This window comes from Actinopolymorpha cephalotaxi (assembly GCF_013408535.1).
Classification (GTDB): Bacteria; Actinomycetota; Actinomycetes; order Propionibacteriales; family Actinopolymorphaceae; genus Actinopolymorpha; species Actinopolymorpha cephalotaxi.
This window is the reverse complement of the sequence record NZ_JACBZA010000001.1, coordinates 6,711,724-6,728,194: the sequence shown is the minus strand read 5'-3', so window position 1 is coordinate 6,728,194 and position 16,471 is coordinate 6,711,724. Positions and strand designations below refer to the sequence as shown.

The 16,471-nt window shown below is 73.6% G+C and carries 13 protein-coding genes; 2 read left to right on the top strand and 11 right to left on the bottom strand.

From position 1 onward, the window contains the following. Positions 1-155: 155 nt before the first annotated feature. The 8 genes from FHR37_RS30110 to FHR37_RS30075 all read right to left on the bottom strand — a co-directional run bounded on the left by FHR37_RS30110 (position 156) and on the right by FHR37_RS30075 (position 10,062). The gene (locus FHR37_RS30110) at positions 156-1,190 is read right to left on the bottom strand and encodes a Gfo/Idh/MocA family protein (protein ID WP_092886121.1); all 1,035 of its coding nucleotides are present in this window, start codon (positions 1,188-1,190) and stop codon (positions 156-158) included. Then, complete coding sequence (locus FHR37_RS30105; protein WP_092886313.1) at positions 1,187-2,257, bottom strand: DegT/DnrJ/EryC1/StrS family aminotransferase; 1,071 nt, start codon at positions 2,255-2,257, stop codon at positions 1,187-1,189. Before FHR37_RS30105 ends, FHR37_RS30110 begins: the two co-directional genes overlap by 4 nt. 70 nt (positions 2,258-2,327) lie before the next feature. After that, a complete protein-coding gene (locus tag FHR37_RS30100) occupies positions 2,328-2,966 on the bottom strand; it encodes an acyltransferase (protein WP_092886119.1) in 639 nt (212 codons plus the stop codon). Positions 2,967-2,991: 25 nt separating this feature from the next. Next, a complete protein-coding gene (locus tag FHR37_RS30095) occupies positions 2,992-4,233 on the bottom strand; it encodes a DegT/DnrJ/EryC1/StrS family aminotransferase (protein WP_092886117.1) in 1,242 nt (413 codons plus the stop codon). Positions 4,234-4,537: 304 nt separating this feature from the next. After that, the gene (locus tag FHR37_RS30090) at positions 4,538-5,800 is read right to left on the bottom strand and encodes a glycosyltransferase family 4 protein (protein ID WP_092886311.1); all 1,263 of its coding nucleotides are present in this window, start codon (positions 5,798-5,800) and stop codon (positions 4,538-4,540) included. Between the two features lie 8 nt (positions 5,801-5,808). Next, positions 5,809-7,401: a hypothetical protein gene (locus FHR37_RS30085; RefSeq protein ID WP_139239089.1), complete on the bottom strand. Its 1,593-nt coding sequence runs from the start codon at positions 7,399-7,401 to the stop codon at positions 5,809-5,811. Further along, on the bottom strand, positions 7,394-8,713 hold the full coding sequence (locus FHR37_RS30080) for a lipopolysaccharide biosynthesis protein (protein WP_092886113.1): 1,320 nt from the start codon (positions 8,711-8,713) through the stop codon (positions 7,394-7,396). Before FHR37_RS30080 ends, FHR37_RS30085 begins: the two co-directional genes overlap by 8 nt. Further along, entirely contained in the window at positions 8,710-10,062 is a 1,353-nt protein-coding gene (locus tag FHR37_RS30075; protein ID WP_175542673.1) for a glycosyltransferase, read from the bottom strand. The genes FHR37_RS30080 and FHR37_RS30075 overlap by 4 nt, the downstream gene beginning before the upstream one ends. Before the next feature lie 284 nt (positions 10,063-10,346). On the opposite strand from FHR37_RS30075, the gene FHR37_RS30070 reads away from it, so the two are divergent. Next, the gene (locus FHR37_RS30070) at positions 10,347-11,780 is read left to right on the top strand and encodes a polysaccharide biosynthesis tyrosine autokinase (RefSeq protein WP_092886109.1); all 1,434 of its coding nucleotides are present in this window, start codon (positions 10,347-10,349) and stop codon (positions 11,778-11,780) included. On the opposite strand, the gene FHR37_RS30065 is transcribed toward FHR37_RS30070, so the two are convergent. Further along, positions 11,777-12,925 (bottom strand): WD40/YVTN/BNR-like repeat-containing protein, encoded by a 1,149-nt coding sequence (locus tag FHR37_RS30065; RefSeq protein WP_139239088.1) that lies wholly within the window; start codon positions 12,923-12,925, stop codon positions 11,777-11,779. The genes FHR37_RS30070 and FHR37_RS30065 overlap by 4 nt on opposite strands. On the opposite strand from FHR37_RS30065, the gene wecB reads away from it, so the two are divergent. Continuing rightward, positions 12,912-14,066: a non-hydrolyzing UDP-N-acetylglucosamine 2-epimerase gene (wecB, locus tag FHR37_RS30060; RefSeq protein WP_092886105.1), complete on the top strand. Its 1,155-nt coding sequence runs from the start codon at positions 12,912-12,914 to the stop codon at positions 14,064-14,066. The two genes, FHR37_RS30065 and wecB, sit on opposite strands and share 14 nt — an antisense overlap. A gap of 3 nt (positions 14,067-14,069) precedes the next feature. Here wecB and wecC read toward each other — a convergent pair whose 3' ends face one another. After that, entirely contained in the window at positions 14,070-15,338 is a 1,269-nt protein-coding gene (gene wecC, locus FHR37_RS30055) for a UDP-N-acetyl-D-mannosamine dehydrogenase (protein WP_237768963.1), read from the bottom strand. A gap of 123 nt (positions 15,339-15,461) precedes the next feature. Beyond that, the gene (gene ygfZ / locus FHR37_RS30050) at positions 15,462-16,436 is read right to left on the bottom strand and encodes a CAF17-like 4Fe-4S cluster assembly/insertion protein YgfZ (RefSeq protein WP_092886307.1); all 975 of its coding nucleotides are present in this window, start codon (positions 16,434-16,436) and stop codon (positions 15,462-15,464) included. Between the last annotated feature and the right edge of the window lie 35 nt (positions 16,437-16,471).

Below are 16,471 nucleotides of genomic sequence, written 5' to 3'. Positions count from 1 at the left end.
CGCAGGTTCCGCCTCGCGCCGGAGGGGAGGGGCGGACCTCGGGCCCGCGCGATGATCAGGAGATGGCCGGGTGCCTCACTCGCTCATGGCTGGATACAGCCGACCCGGCAGTCACGACCACGAGGCTACACGTCAACCCCGCCTTGCAGGGAGGTTCAGCCGAGGCCGACCGTACGGCCCTGCGCGGCCGAACGCAGGATCGCCTCGGCGACCTCGACGATCGCCAGCCCCTCCCGCATCCCCACCACGTCGCCGCCGCCCGCGTCCGGATCCGTGCCCACGGCCGCACCGGTTCCGTCCCGGTTGCGCAGGATCGCGTCCCGGAAGGCGGTGAGCTCGGTGCGCAACGGTTCCGGTTTGGGGATGGCGTACCGGATCATGTCGCCCTCGGTCACCCCGCGAAACGACGCCATCGTCTCCCACTCCAGGAGGCGGACGCCGTTGGCGTGGAACGTCAGGTCGGCCGCGATCGTGTCCGCGACGAACGCGCCCCGTTCGCCGGTGACCACCGTGACGCGTTCCTTCATCGGGGACAGCCAGTTGACCAGGTGGTTGACCACCGTGCCGTCGTCGAGCTGGCCGACGACCGCCACCAGGTCCTCGTACTTCCGGCCGCTCTTGTGCGCGGTCCGCGCCGACACCGACCGGTAACGCCCGCGGGTGACCCACGCGGTGGAGTCGATGTCGTGGGTGGCGAGGTCCTTGATCACGCCGACGTCGGCGATGCGGTTGGGGAACGGCCCCTGCCGGCGGGTGATCACCTGGTAGATCTCGCCGAGCTCGCCGTGGTCGAGGCGGGCCCGGAGGTTCTGCAGCGCCGGGTTGTAGCGCTCGATGTGCCCGACACAGCCGACCAGCCCCTGCGCCTCGAACGCCGCGGCCAGCTTCTCCGCGCCCTCCACCGTGCTGGCCAGCGGCTTCTCCACCAGCGCGTGCACACCGGCGGCGGCGAGCACCAGGCCCACCTCCTCGTGGAACGCGGTGGGTACGGCGACCACACACAGGTCGATGCCGGCGGTGATCAGCTTCTCCGCGTCCGGCAGCACGTCCAGGCCGCCGGCCACACCGTGCGGGTCACCGCCGGGGTCGGCGACCGCGACCAGCTCCACGCCCTCCAGCGACCGCAGCACCCGGGCGTGGTGGCGGCCCATCATGCCCAGGCCCAGCAGCCCGGCCCGTAGCGCGCTCATCGCGACACCGCCCTGGTCACCTCGGCCGCGACCTGGGCGAGCTCACGGTCGGACAGGCCCGGGTGCACCGGCAGCGAGATCGCCTCCCGGCAGGCCCGCTCGGTCTCCGGCAGGTCGACGCCACGTCCGGAGCCTTCGGCGTACGACGGAAGCCGGTGGTTCGGGATCGGGTAGTAGACACCGGTGCCCACCCCCGCCTGGGCGAGGCGCGCCTGCACGCCGTCCCGGTCGGGCACCCGCACGGTGTACTGGTGGTAGACGTGCTCGGCGTCCCCCGCGACCGGCGGAGTGACGAGCCCGGCGACCCCGGCCAGGTGGGCGTCGAGGTAGCCGGCGTTGGACCGGCGCTGCTTGGTCCAGCCCTCGACCCGGGCCAGCTGGACCCGCCCGATCGCGGCCGCCACGTCGGTCATCCGGGCGTTGAAGCCGACGAGCTCGTTCTCGTACCTGCGTTCCATGCCCTGGTTGCGCAGCAGGCGGACCGTGCGGGCGAGGTTCTCGTCCGCGCACACCACCATGCCGCCCTCACCGGTGGTCATGTTCTTGGTGGGGTAGAAGCTGAACGCGCCGAAGGTGCCGAAGGCGCCGACCGGACGCCCGCCCCAGCGCGCAAGGTGGGCTTGACAGGCGTCCTCGAAGATTCCCAGCCCGTAGCGGTCGGCGACCTGCGTCAACGCGGTCAGGTTCGCCGGGTGGCCGTAGAGGTGCACCGGCATGATCCCGACCGTGCGCGCGGTCACCGCGGCCTCGACCGCCGCGGGATCCAGGCAGAAGTGGTCGGGCTCGATGTCGGCGAACACCGGCGTAGCCCCGGTCAGCGCCACGGAGTTGGCGGTGGCGGCGAACGTGAACGACGGCACGATCACCTCGTCCCCCGGGCCGACACCGGCCGCCAGCAGGCCGAGGTGCAGGGCGCTCGTGCCCGCGTTGACCGCCACGCACGGCCGGTCGTCGACCAGGGCCGCGAACTCCTGCTCGAACGCCGCGACCTCCCGGCCCTGCACCAGCATGCCGCTGGCGAGCACCCGGTCGACCGCGGCGCGTTCGTCCGCACCGATCATCGGCATCGCGGCCGGGATCGGGTCGGGGAGCACGTCGCCCGGCGCCCCTTCGCGGACCGCTTCGTTGTTGCTCACGTCATCGACCCCCGTGGTCGTGGTCTCTCTCGTGGCTGTCGTGGGTGCCGTCCTCGCGCAGGAGACCCCCGCGCTCGGTGTAGGTGGCGCCCGTACGCGGGCACAGCCAGCGTCCGGAGCCCTTGTCCTCCAGTCGTACCCCCGCACGACCGACCCATCCGACCCTGCGCGCGGGCACTCCGGCCACCAGCGCGAAGTCGGGTACGTCGCGGACGACGACCGCGCCCGCGGCCACCATCGCCCACCGGCCGACCGTCACCGGCGCGACGCACACCGAGCGAGCACCGAGCGAGGCGCCCTCGCGGACCGTCACCTCGACGGCCTCCCAGTCGGCGGCGCGTTTGAGCGTGCCGTCCGGGTCGACCGAGCGGGGGTACTGGTCGTTGGTCAGCACCACCGCGGGCCCGACGAAGACCCCGTCCTCCAGCACGGCCGGCTCGTACACCAGCGCGTGGTTCTGCACCTTGACCCGGTCACCGATCCGGACGCCGGCGCCGACGTAGGCGCCGCGGCCGATGATGCAGTCGGTGCCCAGCACGGCGTTCTCCCGGATCTGTGCCAGGTGCCACACCGCGGTCCCGTCGCCGACCCGCGCCGTCTCGTGCACGTCGGCGGTATCGGCGACTGAAAGTGTTGCCATGAACCCGAAGCGTAACCATCCCGCGTCATTCCGGGGCGGCGACGCGCATCACCTTCCGGATCGCCTCGACGGTGTCGTCGATCTCCCGCTTGGTCAGGGTGGGATGCACCATCCACATCAGCGACGTCCCGCCGAGTTCGTGCGCCACCGGCAGCGGATGCTCGGGCCTGCCCACGCCGTCGAACGCCTTCTCGCGGTAGATCTCCGCGCAGGCACCCTGCAGGCACGGCACACCCTCCGCCTCGATCGCGGTCATCACCGCGTCCCGGTCCCATCCCGGCGCGAGGCGTTCGGGCCGGACGAACGCGTAGTACTTGTAGTACGCGTGCCGTACGTCCGGCGGCGGGACCGGCACCCGCAGTCCCGGCACGTCGGCCAGGCCCTCGTCCAGCACGGCCGCGTGCGCGCGCCGGCGTTCGGACCACTTCGGCAGCCGGGCCAGGGCGCGCCGGCCCTGCGCGGCCTGCACCTCGGTCATCCGCGCGTTGGTGCCGAACGACTCGTGCAGCCACCGGAACCCCGGCGCGTGCGACCGCTCGTACACCGCGGCGAAGCTCTTGCCATGGTCCTTGCGTTCCCACACCGAGCGCCAGATCTCCTCGTCGCCGGTGGTCACCGCGCCGCCCTCGCCCGCGGTGGTGAGGATCTTGTCCTGGCAGAACGACCACGCGGCCACGTGCCCCAGCGTTCCGACCGACCGGCCCGCCAGCCGCGCGCCGTGCGCCTGGGCACAGTCCTCGATCACCACCAGGTCGTGCCGGGCGGCCAGGGACATCAGCTCCGCCATCGGCGCCGGCCAGCCGCCCAGGTGCACCGGGATCACCGCCCGGGTCCGTGGCGTGCGGACCGCCTCCACGGTGGCCGCGGTGAGCGCCTGGCTCACCGGGTCGATGTCGGCGACCACCGGCCGGGCGCCGACCGCCACCACCGCGCTCGCGGTGGCCACGAACGTCCGCGCGGGTACGACCACCTCGTCGCCCGGGCCGATCCCGACCGCGTGCAGGGCGAGTTCGAGCGCGACGGTTCCGTTGGACAGCGCCACGGCGTACGGCGCGCCGACCGCGGTCGCGAACTCGTGCTCGAACGCCCGTCCCTCCACGCCCGTCCAGTAGTTGACCCGGCCCGACCGCAGCACCCGCACCACGGCCTCGATCTCGTCCTCGGAGAACACCGGCCACGGAGGGAAGGCCGCCGTGCGGACGGGGGTCCCACCCGCGACCGCGAGAGCATCCCCGGACGTGGCGGACGTGCCAGACGTGGCGAACATGCGCGTTCAGCCTCCCGGGGTGGGATCGGGTCGGACAGGATCGCCGAGCCGGCCGAGCGGTTGCGGACGGCGACGCCTCCCGTGGACGAGCCGGGGCCGTTCGGGCCGGTCGTGAACGTCCACTCCTCTGGTCCCCGTATCCGGGCGTTGGTACGCACCGCCCCCAGGGTCAAGTAGTTTTCCCTTCCCCCGCGTCCGGGTGAAGGATCCTGTTTCCGCTTTCTGGCGACGAAAACCGGCGCACGGCCGCGTCGTCGCTCAGCGGCTGGTCACGTCGCCGCTCGGCGGCTGGTCACGTCGCCGCTCAGCGGCTGGTCACCTCGTCCAGCAGTGCTTCCAGGCGCGCCGCCATCGCCGTACGCGAGGCGTTGCGTTCCACGTAGTCGCGGCCGCGCGCACCCATCCGCGCCCGCTCGGCCGCACCCCGCTCCCCCAGCTCGCGAAGCGCGGCGACCAGCGCGGCCGACGAGGACTCGCCCGGCGCCGCCGAGCCGCGCACCGCGCAGCCGGCCTCGACCAGCCGGCGTTCCAGGTCGCCGCCGACGTTGGTGACGACCGGGAGGCCCGCCGCGAGGTAGTCGTACAGCTTGTTCGGGCTCAGCGCCTCCTTGAACAACTCCGCCTGGGCGAGCGTGTGCAGCCCCACGTCGGCGGCGACGAACACGTTCGCCAGCTGGTCCTTCGGCACCGCGGGCAGGAACCGCACGTTGGCGATCGCCTCCTCAGCCGCCCGGGTGACCAGCCGCGCCTTGTTCAGGCCGTCACCGACGAGGACGAACGTGCAGCCGGGCAGTACGCCGGCCACGTCCAGGATCAGGTCCAGGCCGTTGGCCGGGCCGTGGGCTCCGGCGTAGACCGCGACGAATCCGTCCGCGCCGAGTTCGGCGCGCGCCTTGTCCCGCGGCACGGTGGGTACGAAGTCGGCGGGCTCGGCGCCGTTGCTCACGAGCACGACCTTCTCCGGTGGTACGCCGAACGCCGCGAAGTGGTCCTGCCAGCCGTCGGCGACGGCCACGATCGCGTCCGCGGACCGGTAGACGAACCGCTCCAGGGCGACCAGCGCCCGGTGCGTGCGGGAGCCGTCGGCGAGGTAGCCGAGCTCCACCATCGACCGCGGCCACAGGTCCCGGATCTCCACGACGAGCGGGACCCGCCGAAGCCGCGCCAGCAGCCAGCCGGCCAGCGGGGTCAGCAGGGGTGGCGACGAGGCGTACACCACGTCGTACCGTCCCCACCGGACACCGGCGGCCACCGCTCCCACGGCGTACGCCAGCCAGTTCAGCACCCGGCCGGAGCCGTTGGACTCGTAGTTCGGGACGGGAACGGTCACGAACGCCGGCGACCTGCTGGAGAAGCGCTCCCGGGTGGTGTAGTTGCGGTTGCCGGCCACGATGCGGTGCGTCCATCGCCTGAGCCGCCCGAACAGCTCCACGTGGCGGGTGCCCCCGCCCTGCGACCGGGGCAGGGCGGACTGGTTGAGGACCAGCACCCGCCGCGGCCGGCCGGCGTTCCGTGCGGCCTGCGGGGACTGCGGCGGCCGCGAAGGCCGCGGACTCGGCGAACGCATGTCCGGGTTCATGAGGGTGCTCGGCTTCCCGAGAGGCGTGGTCGCGGCCGGCCCACCCCGGGCGGCCGGCGGCGGGTGCGGCCCGTCCGCGGTGGCCCACGGCGGATCCGCCGCAGGCCCGGCCGGCGGGGCTTTCGCCGGGTGGCGTCGTCGCCTGCCGGCATGAGGTAGACGACCGCCACCGCCAGCAACATGCCGTGCGTGAGGAAGACCGTCAACATCGCGGTGTTGGACACGCTGAACGCCGACTGGGCGAGCGCGGCCAGCGCCAGGCCGCCCGGCAGGCCACGCGCGGCGCTGTCGGCGAAGTGCAGCACCACGGCGAGGATGCCGGTGAACACGAAGACCCCGACCAGCCCGAAGTTGGCGTAGGCGTCCGCCCAGAGGTTGGCGTTGGCGCTCATCTCCGGATTGCCGTAGAACACCTGGCCGATCAGGAACGGCGGCTTCAGGTCGTACGGATAGGCCACCCAGTGCGACAGCACCCCGTAGCCCAGATGTCCCTTGGGGTTCTGCAGGAAGAACTCGAAGTGGTACTCCGTGTTGACCGCGCTGGTGAGCACCAGCCGGCGGACCAGGATCGACGACAGGCCCCAGCCGCCGCGGGCGAAGTCGATCACAGTGACGGCGAACACCCCGCAGGCGGCGAGGACACCGACCCGCCGGCCGATCCGGGCCAGGTCGGTCGTCCGCGCCAGCACCACCACTCCGGCGGCCAGCAGCGAGGAGAACAGCAACTGCTTGAACCCGGTGATCGACACGAGGTACAGCTCGGTGAGCACGCCCAGCGCGGCCCAGCTCCAGCGCCTGGTCATCAGGCCGCGGGCGATGGCGACCGGCGCGATCACGTTGCCGAGCCACGGGACGACGTACGTCGCGACCTTGGGCACCTCGCCGAAGGAGTTCCGGTAGGTGTCGCGGACCGCGTAGATCTCCGACAGGCTCACCAGCCGCAGGTGCAGGCCGTAGTAGCCGACGACGACACCGGTCATCACCAGCCAGAGCAGGGCGTACGCCGGCCAGTAGACCCGCGCCGGGATCGCCGGCGGGCGGAACGTCCACAGCGGGACGGAGTAGATCCCGCCCAGCAGCCAGAACGCCGCGGCCACCCCGCCGACCATCAGCCACACCGCCGTGGACCGGTCGGTGATGAACATCGGCAGGACGTGCACCGGCGCCACCACCACCAGGAACAGCATCCAGTACACGATCGCGGAGGGGCGTTCCCAGGACAGCGGAAGCCGCCGGGCGCACAGCAGGTAGGTCGGCGCCACCACGATCGCGACCAGCGGGTTGGGTGGCACCTTCTCGAACCCGAGGTAGGCGAAGGCCGGCGCGATCACCAGGTAGTGACACGCCGCGAGGCCGAGCGCGTAGACCGCGAGCCAGGCCACCGTACGGCCGCCGACCCGGGCCACGCCGCGCCGCGGGAGGGGCCGGTCGGCCGGCCCGCGGCGCCGGGGGACGCGCGCCCGCCTGGTACGCGGGCCGGGGAAGTTCCGGCCGCCCGCGTCCCGGCCGGGCACGTGCCGGCCGGACGTGCGCGGGCCGGGGGTGTTCCGCTCCGGCGTCCGCGGCCCGGTCACCGCTCGGCTAGCCATGGCGCAGCACCCACCGGACCAGCACGAGAACCCCGCCGTAGGAGAGCACCAGGACCCCCGCGTAGGCGGCGACGCCGGCCAGGTCCGAACCCCCGAGCGCCCACACCAGCCAGGGCACCCCGACCACCAGCACCAACCGGACGGCCTCCCAGCCCAGAGCGAGTCCCTGGCGTTCCACCAGGTTCAGGACGTTGGAGACCGGGCTGGCCACGAACTGCGCGAGGAACGCCACCGCCAGCAGTTGGGCGTACGACCCGGCGCGTTCCCACTGTGCGCCGAACACCCAGCCGAACACCCACGGACCGGCCAGCGACAAGGCGATCGCCGGTCCGGCGCCGACCAGCGCGAGCCGGCGCACGGCCAGCCAGGTCAGCCGCGGGAGGTCGCCGGTCGCGTCCCGCCGCGCGCTCGCGCCCCGGCCGAGGAACACCTGGGCCACCGCCTGGCCGACCACCGTGGCCGGCAGCGCGAGCAGCCGGCTGGTGAACGCCAGCCAGCCGGTGGGGTTCTGGCCGTACGTCAACGAGAACAGGAGGTACGGCGCGTACTGTCCGGTGTTGTTCAGCAGCGCCGTCCACGTGGTCACCAGGGGGAACCTGCGGAATCGGCGGACCGCGGCGTACACCTGCCCGGCCGTCACCGGCTCCCGCCGGCCGGCGGCCGGCGGCGGGAACAACCCGCCGCGGGCGATCGACGCGAGTCCGGCGGCGCGGCCGACGCCCATGCCGAGCAGCAACCCCAGCGGGGCCAGTCCGGCGAACCCGAGGCCGAGCTGAGCGCCGGCCGTGCCCACACCCTGCAGGGCGTTGCGCCCGGCGAGGTCGCGGTACCGCTCGGCGCGGACGAGCACCGCGCTCAGCAGCTGGAACACCGCGATCACCGCCACCGTCGGCGGCACCAGCCACCACGCCGCCCGAAGGTCGGCCAGGGTGGCGTTGACCGCCCACAGCCCGGCGCCGGCCAGGCCCAGCAGCCAGATCGCGACCGCCACCACGACCGTGCCGGCCAGCCCGGCCCGCACCACCGCGCGGGCCTCGGTGACGTCGCGCGCCAACGGAACGGCGAGGTCCATCCGCAGGCCGGCCAGCACGGCGCCGACGGAGACGACACCGGTGAAGATCTGCAGCAGGGCGAAGTCGGCGGGGCTGTAGAGGCGGGCGAGGACGGGAGCGGCCGCGATCAGCAGCCCCTGGCCGAGGACCGTGCCCAGCACGATCTCCGCCACCCCGCGCCGGGCGCCGGGCCGCCGGGGTGCCGTGCGCGGCGCGGCCGGAAGCACGTCGGTCGTCGTCGCGGGGTCGGCGCCGCTCATCGGGCTCTGGCGGCGCGCAGGTCGCCGGGCAGCAGGCTGTCGTACAACGCGAGCAGCTTCGCCGCCTCCGGCCCGAACGAGTACCTCTCGTACACCGCCTTGCGTCCGCGCCGGCCCATCGCCGCCGCCTCCACCGGGTCCGACAGCAGCCGCGACACCGCCTCCGCGGCCGCCCGGCCGTCCTCGGGGTCGACGGTGACACCGGCCTCGGCCTCGTCGAGGATCTGCTTCCACAGCGGGAAGTGGGACGCCACCACCGGCATCCCCTCGGCCATGTACTCGAACATCTTGGTCGGGAGGTTCCGCTTGTACGCCTCCGGCCCGACCTGCAGGATCAGGCCGACGCGGGACTCACCCAGCAGCTCGCGGACCCGCTTCGGCGGCTGCGCGCCGACGTACTCGATCAGCCCGGCGAGTTCCGGCTCGGCCAGCCGCGCCTCCAGCTCCGCCGGCATGAACGTCCCGATCAGCGTCAGCCGCTCGCCGTGCCGGGTGCCGGCGATCCGGGCCACGTCGAGCATCGCCGACAGCCCCCGCAGGTCCGACAGCCCGCCGACGTAGACGATCCCGCGCGGCCGCCGGTCGTACGGGATCTCCGGCGGGCGTTCGGCGTCCTCCTCCCGGCCGGCCTGGCCGACCCGGCCGACCTCCGGCCGGGCGGTCGGGTCGTCGCCGGGCAGGATCGGGAAGTTGTTCACCACCACCATCCGGCGCGCGCCGGCGTAGACGCTCTCGACCAGCGGCGACGCGGCCACCACCGCGGTCACCCCCCGGCCGGCGAGGCGAACCAGCAGCCTGGTGGCCATCGCCACCGCGGGCCGTAACCGCGGCGGGATCCAGGGCTTCGCCAGGATCTGCGCGGGCAGCGGCTCGTGCGCGTCGAAGACGACGGTGCGCCCACACAGCCGCAGCGCCACCGCCAGCGGGAGGAGTTCGGGGTCGTGGAAGTGGTAGACGTCCGCGTCGTGGGCCAGCAGCGGGCGGAAGAGCCTCCACACCCCGACCGTCATCCGGGCGGCCCGGCCGGGCGACGGCGGCACCGGCACCACACGGACGCCGTCCTGCTCGTAGGGCCTGCCGGGGCCCTGGAGATGGTCGGTGCGCGCGTGCAGCACGACGTCGTAGCCGGCCGCGGCGAGCGTACGGCACTGCTTGTGGAAGATCCGGATGTCGGTGGCGGCATGGACCGTGGACACGTGCACGGCTCGGGGCCGCCGGACCGCGGGGGTGTGCGCGCCGGCGGCACGCGCCTCGGACGCGGAGTTCGCGGTCATCGCCTCGTCCAGGTGGTGGTGGTCAACGGTCCGCTCCGTCCGCTGGTCCCGGGTCGGCCCCGGGGAGGTCCGCACCCCCTGCACTTCTCCCCCGGCCGGGCGTACGCGTAAACGACACCCACTCCGCGTACAGTACGTGTCTACTCCGGTACGCCGCGTCATACACCGGCCGCTTCGGGCGAGCCCGCCACCACGGGCGGCACGAGCTTCCGGTGTGCGGAGAAACTTCCGGCGGCCCGGCCCGTTTCGGACCCCAGGCCACGGGACAGGAGTCTCATGCTCCTCGCCCGAGGTCGGTCCCATCTCGCTCCGGCTTCACCGCCGGATACCGACGAGGACAGCTCAGGAAGGTTGCGCCGGTGGAGCTGCGGGAGTACTTCCGACTGATCCGCACGCAGTGGAAGCTGTTGCTGTTGTGCGTGGTGGTCGCGGTGGCCGTCGCCGCGGTCGTGGTGCTGCGGACGACGCCGACGTACCAGTCCACCGCGACCCTGTTCGTCGGTGTCACGCCGGCGGACGACTCCACGACCAGCGCCTACCAGGGCAGCCTGTTGTCGCAGCAGCGGGCGCGTTCCTACGCCGATCTCGTCCGCGGCGAGGCGGTCACCACCGCGGTGGTGAAGCAGCTGCGGCTGCCCATGACGCCCGCCGAACTGAGCGCCCGCGTCTCCGCCCGGATCCTCCCGGACACCACCCTGCTCGAGATCACCACCACCGACACCGCTCCCGCCCGCGCCCAGCGGATCAACCAGGCCGTGTCCCGCCAGTTCGTGGCGTTCGCCAAGGACCTCGAACGCCCGGACGCCCGCTCGCCGTCTCCGCTGCGGGCGACCGTCGTCGACTCACCCAGCCGGCCCGACTCGCCGGTGGCGCCGCGGCCGGTGCGCACTCTCGCGCTCGGCCTGATCGCGGGTCTGGTGCTCGGCACCGGCCTCGCCCTCCTGCGGGAACTGCTGGACCGCACCATCAAGAACACCGAGGCGCTCAACGCCTGGACCGGTGCGCCGAACCTCGGTGTCATCGCCCACGACCCGCAGGCCCAGGCGAAGCCGCTGGTGGTCCATCTGGAGCCGCGTTCTCCCCGGTCGGAGTCGTTCCGGCAACTGCGTACCAACCTGCAGTTCGTCGACGTCGACCGGCGGCCCAAACGCATCGTCGTCACGAGTTCGGTGCCCGCGGAGGGCAAGACCACGACGACCTGCAACCTCGCCATCACCCTCGCCCAGGCCGGCCGGCGGGTGGTGCTGGTCGAGGGTGACATCCGCCGCCCCCGGCTGGCGGAGTACCTCGGCATCGAGGGTGCGGTCGGGCTGACCAGCGTGCTGATCGGGCGGATCGCGGCCGAGGACGCGCTGCAGCCCTGGGGCGACATCCCGCTGGAGGTGCTGGCCAGCGGCCCGCTGCCGCCGAACCCGAGCGAGCTGCTGCAGTCCCGGGCCATGGAGCTGTTGCTCGGCGACCTCGACCGCCGCGCGGACGTGGTCCTCGTCGACGCGCCGCCGCTGCTTCCGGTGACCGACGCCTCGATCCTGGCCCGGATGGCCGACGGTACCGTCCTGGTCGTCCGGCACGGCAGCACCACCGCCGACCAGGTGGACGCGGCGGTCGGCAACCTCGCCAAGGTCGACGCACGGCTGCTCGGCACCGTGCTCAACATGGCGCCCGCCAGGGGGCCGGACGCGCGCACGTACGGCTACGGCTACGACTACGGCCGCGATGGCGGACGCGACGCGGTGGTCGAGGGGGTCGTCGAGGACGGCGTGGTGGGCGTACGTTCGCGGACCACCGGTTAGGGCGCGTCCTGCGACTGGCCCTGTGGCGACTGCCGGCCCCAGGATGTCCGGGTCCAGTGCCGGCCGGCGTCGGCGGTGACCCAGACGGCCTCTCCCCGGGCGAGGTAGGCGCGGTCGCCGTCGGCGGAGAGGTCCGGTCGGGCCCCGCTTCGCGCCGCGTCACCGGACACGCAGGCGGTCCGCTTCCAGTGCCACCCGCTGTCGGTGGTGCGGACGACCTCGATTCCGTCGCAGCCGGGGACGCCGGTTCGGGCGGCCAGGCCGGTTCGTTCGTTCACGAAGTCCAGGTCGGCGGCCGCCTTCACGTTTCCTCGCGAGCTCCAGTGCGCGCCGCCGTCGACGGTCGTCCGCACCTCGCCGCCGCCGCAGAGGACGAACGCGCGCCGCGCCGACAGTGTGCTGAACCCGGCCACGTCGACGCCCTTCCCACAGGGAACGACGACTTTGCCGGTGGGTACGTGCAGCCGGGGCGCGGGCCTGGGGTCGAGGTACCAGTTGCCGCGGGTGCCGGCCAGCCTGGTCCAGGTCCCGCCGGCGTCCTCGCTGACGTACGTCGCGAGCTTGCGGCAGTCGGCGTCCGCCCCGATCAGGGACGTGGTCCGGTCGTCCTTCGTGATCACCCGGACGATGACCTCGGCCGAACGCACCTCGGCGACGTCGAAGGTCCGGCCCCGGTCGGTGGACAGCTGCAGGGTCGCGCCACCCCGCCCGCAGATACCGGTGGTCGCGCGGGCGACGGCGCCGCCCGCGCCGATGTCGACCAGCGAGCGGGATCCGTCGGGCTCGCGGGTCGGTGAGGTTCTCGGCGAGGAACCTCCCCTGGACGACGAGAGGTTGCCCGTTGCCGTCCCGAAGGCCGTCTCACCGGCCGAGTGCCGGACCGCCATCACGACGAGCAGCGCGTCCGCCACCACGAGGCCGGCCAACCCGGCCACCGCCACCACACCCTTCAATCCCATGTGCTGGTGCATGCCCGCATTACGAAAACCCGACACCTGGGCCGGAACGACCGGCTCACCCGCTACCCTGACCGCCGTCCGGCGGTCACCCTCGTCCGCGTCGGCGTACGCCGTCCATCCCGTACGACCGGGTGTCCGCGACCCCACCTCGACGAAGGGGAGTTCCGCGACCGTGGCCCGCGTCATGCTCGTCTACGGCACCCGGCCGGAGGCCATCAAGATGGCTCCCGTCGTCCGGGCACTCGGTGAGTCCGCCGACATCGAACCGGTCGTCGCCGTGACCGGCCAGCACCGCGAGATGCTGGACCAGGTGCACGAGCTCTTCGGCATCCGTCCCGACCACGACCTGGCGATCCTCGCCGCGCGGCAGACCCTGGGGCAGGTGACCACCCGTGCCCTGACCGGGCTCGAACCCCTCGTCGCCGAGGTCGCACCGGACGCGGTGGTGGTCCAGGGCGACACCACGACGACCTTCGCGGGCGCGCTCGCCGCGTTCTACGCGCAGGTCCCCGTGGTCCACCTCGAGGCGGGCCTGCGCACCGACAACCGCTACTCGCCGTTCCCGGAGGAGATCAACCGCCGGCTCACCACCGAGCTCGCGACCCTCCATCTGGCGCCCACGCCGGTCAACCGTGCCCACCTGGAGGCGGGCGGGGTGGCACCGGAGGCGATCACCGTCACCGGCAACACCGTCATCGACGCGTTGTTCGAGGTCGCCGGGCGCCGGCCCGCCTACACCGACCCCGACCTCGCCCGTACGGTTGACGCGGCGGCGGCCGGCGGCCGGCGGCTGGTCGTGGTCACCGCCCACCGCCGGGAGTCGTGGGGCGAGCCGATGCGGGGATCCTTCCGCGCCGTCGCCGAGGTGGCCCGGGCGCACCCGGACACCGACTTCGTGTTCCCGGTGCATCGCAACCCGGTGGTCCGGGAGGTGGCGGCGGCCGAGCTGTCCGCCGAGCCCAACGTGCTGCGCACCGAACCACTGTCGTACGCGGAGTTCGCGCACCTGCTCGGCAGCGCCCACCTGGTGGTCACCGACTCCGGTGGCGTCCAGGAGGAGGCACCCAGCCTGGGCAAGCCGGTGCTGGTCCTGCGGGACACCACCGAACGCCCCGAGGCCGTGACCGCGGGCACCGTGCGGCTGGTCGGCACCGACCGGGCGACCGTTCGCGACGCGCTCACCGAACTCCTCGACGACGACAAGGCGTACGCCGCGATGGCGGGCGCGGTCAACCCGTACGGCGACGGCAAGGCGGCCGTCCGCAGTGTCGCGGCGATCGAGGAGCTGCTCGGGCTGGGCGTACGGCTGCCCGACTTCACCGGCTGAGCGTCACCGGCCGGGGCCCCGCCAGACACCACGGGTGTCCACCACCTCGGCACCGGCGAGGTGGTCGGGCCCGATCCCGGCGAACTCGTCGTGGTCGACCAGCAGGGCGATCACCCCGGCCCGCTCGAGCGCGGCCGCCGCGCCGACCAGCCGTACCTGGTCGTACGCCGCCAGCCCGGCGGGCAGCTTGCGTACGTGTGGCTCCACCACCAGCACCGGCACGTCCGGCAGGGCGGCGGCCAGCCCGGTCACCACCTCCACGGCCGGGCTCTCCCGCAGGTCGTCGACGTCGGCCTTGAACGCCAGCCCGAAGCAGGCCACCGGCTCACCCGGCCGGGCCCGCGCCGCCTCGACGATCCAGCGTACCACCTGGCCGGGCCGGGCGTCGTTGACCTCCCGCGCGGTCCGCATCAACCGGGTGTCGCCGGGTGCGGCCGACACCAGGAACCACGGGTCGACCGCCACGCAGTGCCCACCCACCCCCGGACCGGGCCGCAGGATCTGCACCCGGGGATGCCGGTTGGCCAGCTCGATGACGTCCCAGACCTCCACGCCCAGCCGCTCGGCCACCAGCGCCAGCTCGTTGGCGAAGGCGATGTTGACGTCGCGGTAGGCGTTCTCGGCGAGCTTGGTGAGCTCGGCGGTCCCGGCGTCGGTGAGGTGCAGCTCGCCCTGGGCGAAGGTGCGGTAGATCTCCGCGGCCCGCTGCGCGCAGGCCGGGGTGATGCCGCCGATCACCCGGTCGTTGGTGACGATCTCGATCATGATCCGCCCCGGGAGCACCCGCTCGGGGCAGTACGCCACGTGCACGTCGACCGGCCCGGCGGCTCCCTGGTGCGCCAGCACCAGGTCCGGGCGCAGCTCCGCGAGCCACTCGCTCACCCGCAGGGTGGTGCCCGGCGGGGAGGTCGACTCCAGGATGACCAGCGCTCCGGGGCGCAGCCGCGGAGCGATCTCCTCGGCCGCCGCGCGGACGTGGGACAGGTCCGGCTGCCGGTCCTGCTTGAACGGCGTGGGCACCGCGATGATGTACGCCGCGGCCTCCGGCATCCGGGTCGACGCGCGCAGCCGGTCCATCGACACCGCGCCACTGACCGCCACCGCGAGGTCCGGCTCGGCGAACGGCACCTCACCGCGGTTGACCGCCCGGACGGTGTCGGTGTTGACGTCGACGCCGCGGACCTCCACACCCTGGGTGGCCAGCGCGGCCGCGGTCGGCAGACCGATGTAGCCGAGGCCGACGACGGCCACCTTCCCCACTGCTCGCGTCACGCCACGGCCCCCGGTTCGACAGGCTGGGCAGCCCACGGACAGCCCACTGGATCGGCGGCGAGCCTATCCCCAGGCCGGGTCGCGGCGGTGGAGGTCTCCGGGGTGCGTCGTGGTCAGCCCTGGTCAGCGGCGTGCGCGTACGTGCAGCCCGGCCTCGGGGTCGACCACGACCTCCTGCGCCGCGGCCACGCCGTCGGCCAGCAGCCCGGCCCCGACCGGGACGTTGCGGCGGACCAGGGCCAGCGCCACCGGCCCCAGGTCGTGGTGGCGGGCGCTGCTGGTGACGAAGCCGACCTCGCGGTCGTCGAGGGCGACCGGCGCACCGTGCCCGGGCAGCCGGTCGACCGAGCCGTCCAGGTGCAGGAAGACCAGCCGGCGCGGCGGGCGGCCGAGGTTGTGCACCCGGGCCACCGTCTCCTGGCCGCGGTAGCAGCCCTTGTCCAGGTGGACCGCCGAGTCCAGCCAGCCCACCTCGTTCGGGATGGTCCGGTGGTCGGTCTCGAAGCCGAGCCGGGGCTGGTGGGCGGCGATCCGCAGTGCTTCGTACGCCCACAGCCCGGCGGGCGGCCCGGCGGTCTCGGCGTACGCGGCCAGCTCGCCCCGCGGCACGAACAGTTCGCGCCCACCCAACGGGTCCCCGCCCCGCCGGACGAGGTGCCCGCCGGCGTCACCGTCCGTGCCCGGCTCCCACACCACGGCGTACTCCGCGGTCACGTCGGCGACCTCGACCCGGAGCATGAACCGCATCGAGTCCAGGAAACCCGCCGCCGCGGCAGCCGTGCCGGGCTCGACGTGCATCCAGAACGCGGTGCCGTCGTCGACGCCGTACAGCGCGTGCTCGACGTGGCCGTGCGGCGACAGGATCAGCGTGGTGGTGCCCTCACCGGGTCCGAGCCGATCCAGCGCCTGGGTGCTCAGCGAGTGCAGCCAGCTCAGCCGGTCCGGTCCGCTGACCCGCACGACCCCGCGGTGGGACAGGTCGACGAAGCCGGCCCGGTCGCGTTCCAGGCGGCGCTGCTCGATCAGCGGCTCGCCGTAGTGCGCGGCGACGCCCGCGTCCGGCGGCTCGCCGGCCACCGCGCCGGGCAACCCGAGCAACGGGCTCGGCGGCTGCTGGTCCGCGGCGGCTGCCG

Bases quoted from the DNA above. Each gene is read 5' to 3' on its own strand.
- FHR37_RS30090 (WP_092886311.1), bottom strand. From the start codon at position 5,800: ATGCGTTCGCCGAGTCCGCGGCCTTCGCGGCCGCCGCAGTCCCCGCAG.
- FHR37_RS30065 (WP_139239088.1), bottom strand. From the start codon at position 12,925: ATGACGCGGGCCACGGTCGCGGAACTCCCCTTCGTCGAGGTGGGGTCG.
- FHR37_RS30110 (WP_092886121.1), bottom strand. From the start codon at position 1,190: ATGAGCGCGCTACGGGCCGGGCTGCTGGGCCTGGGCATGATGGGCCGC.
- FHR37_RS30080 (WP_092886113.1), bottom strand. From the start codon at position 8,713: ATGAGCGGCGCCGACCCCGCGACGACGACCGACGTGCTTCCGGCCGCG.
- FHR37_RS30105 (WP_092886313.1), bottom strand. From the start codon at position 2,257: ATGCCGATGATCGGTGCGGACGAACGCGCCGCGGTCGACCGGGTGCTC.
- FHR37_RS30085 (WP_139239089.1), bottom strand. From the start codon at position 7,401: ATGGCTAGCCGAGCGGTGACCGGGCCGCGGACGCCGGAGCGGAACACC.
- FHR37_RS30100 (WP_092886119.1), bottom strand. From the start codon at position 2,966: ATGGCAACACTTTCAGTCGCCGATACCGCCGACGTGCACGAGACGGCG.
- FHR37_RS30095 (WP_092886117.1), bottom strand. From the start codon at position 4,233: ATGTTCGCCACGTCTGGCACGTCCGCCACGTCCGGGGATGCTCTCGCG.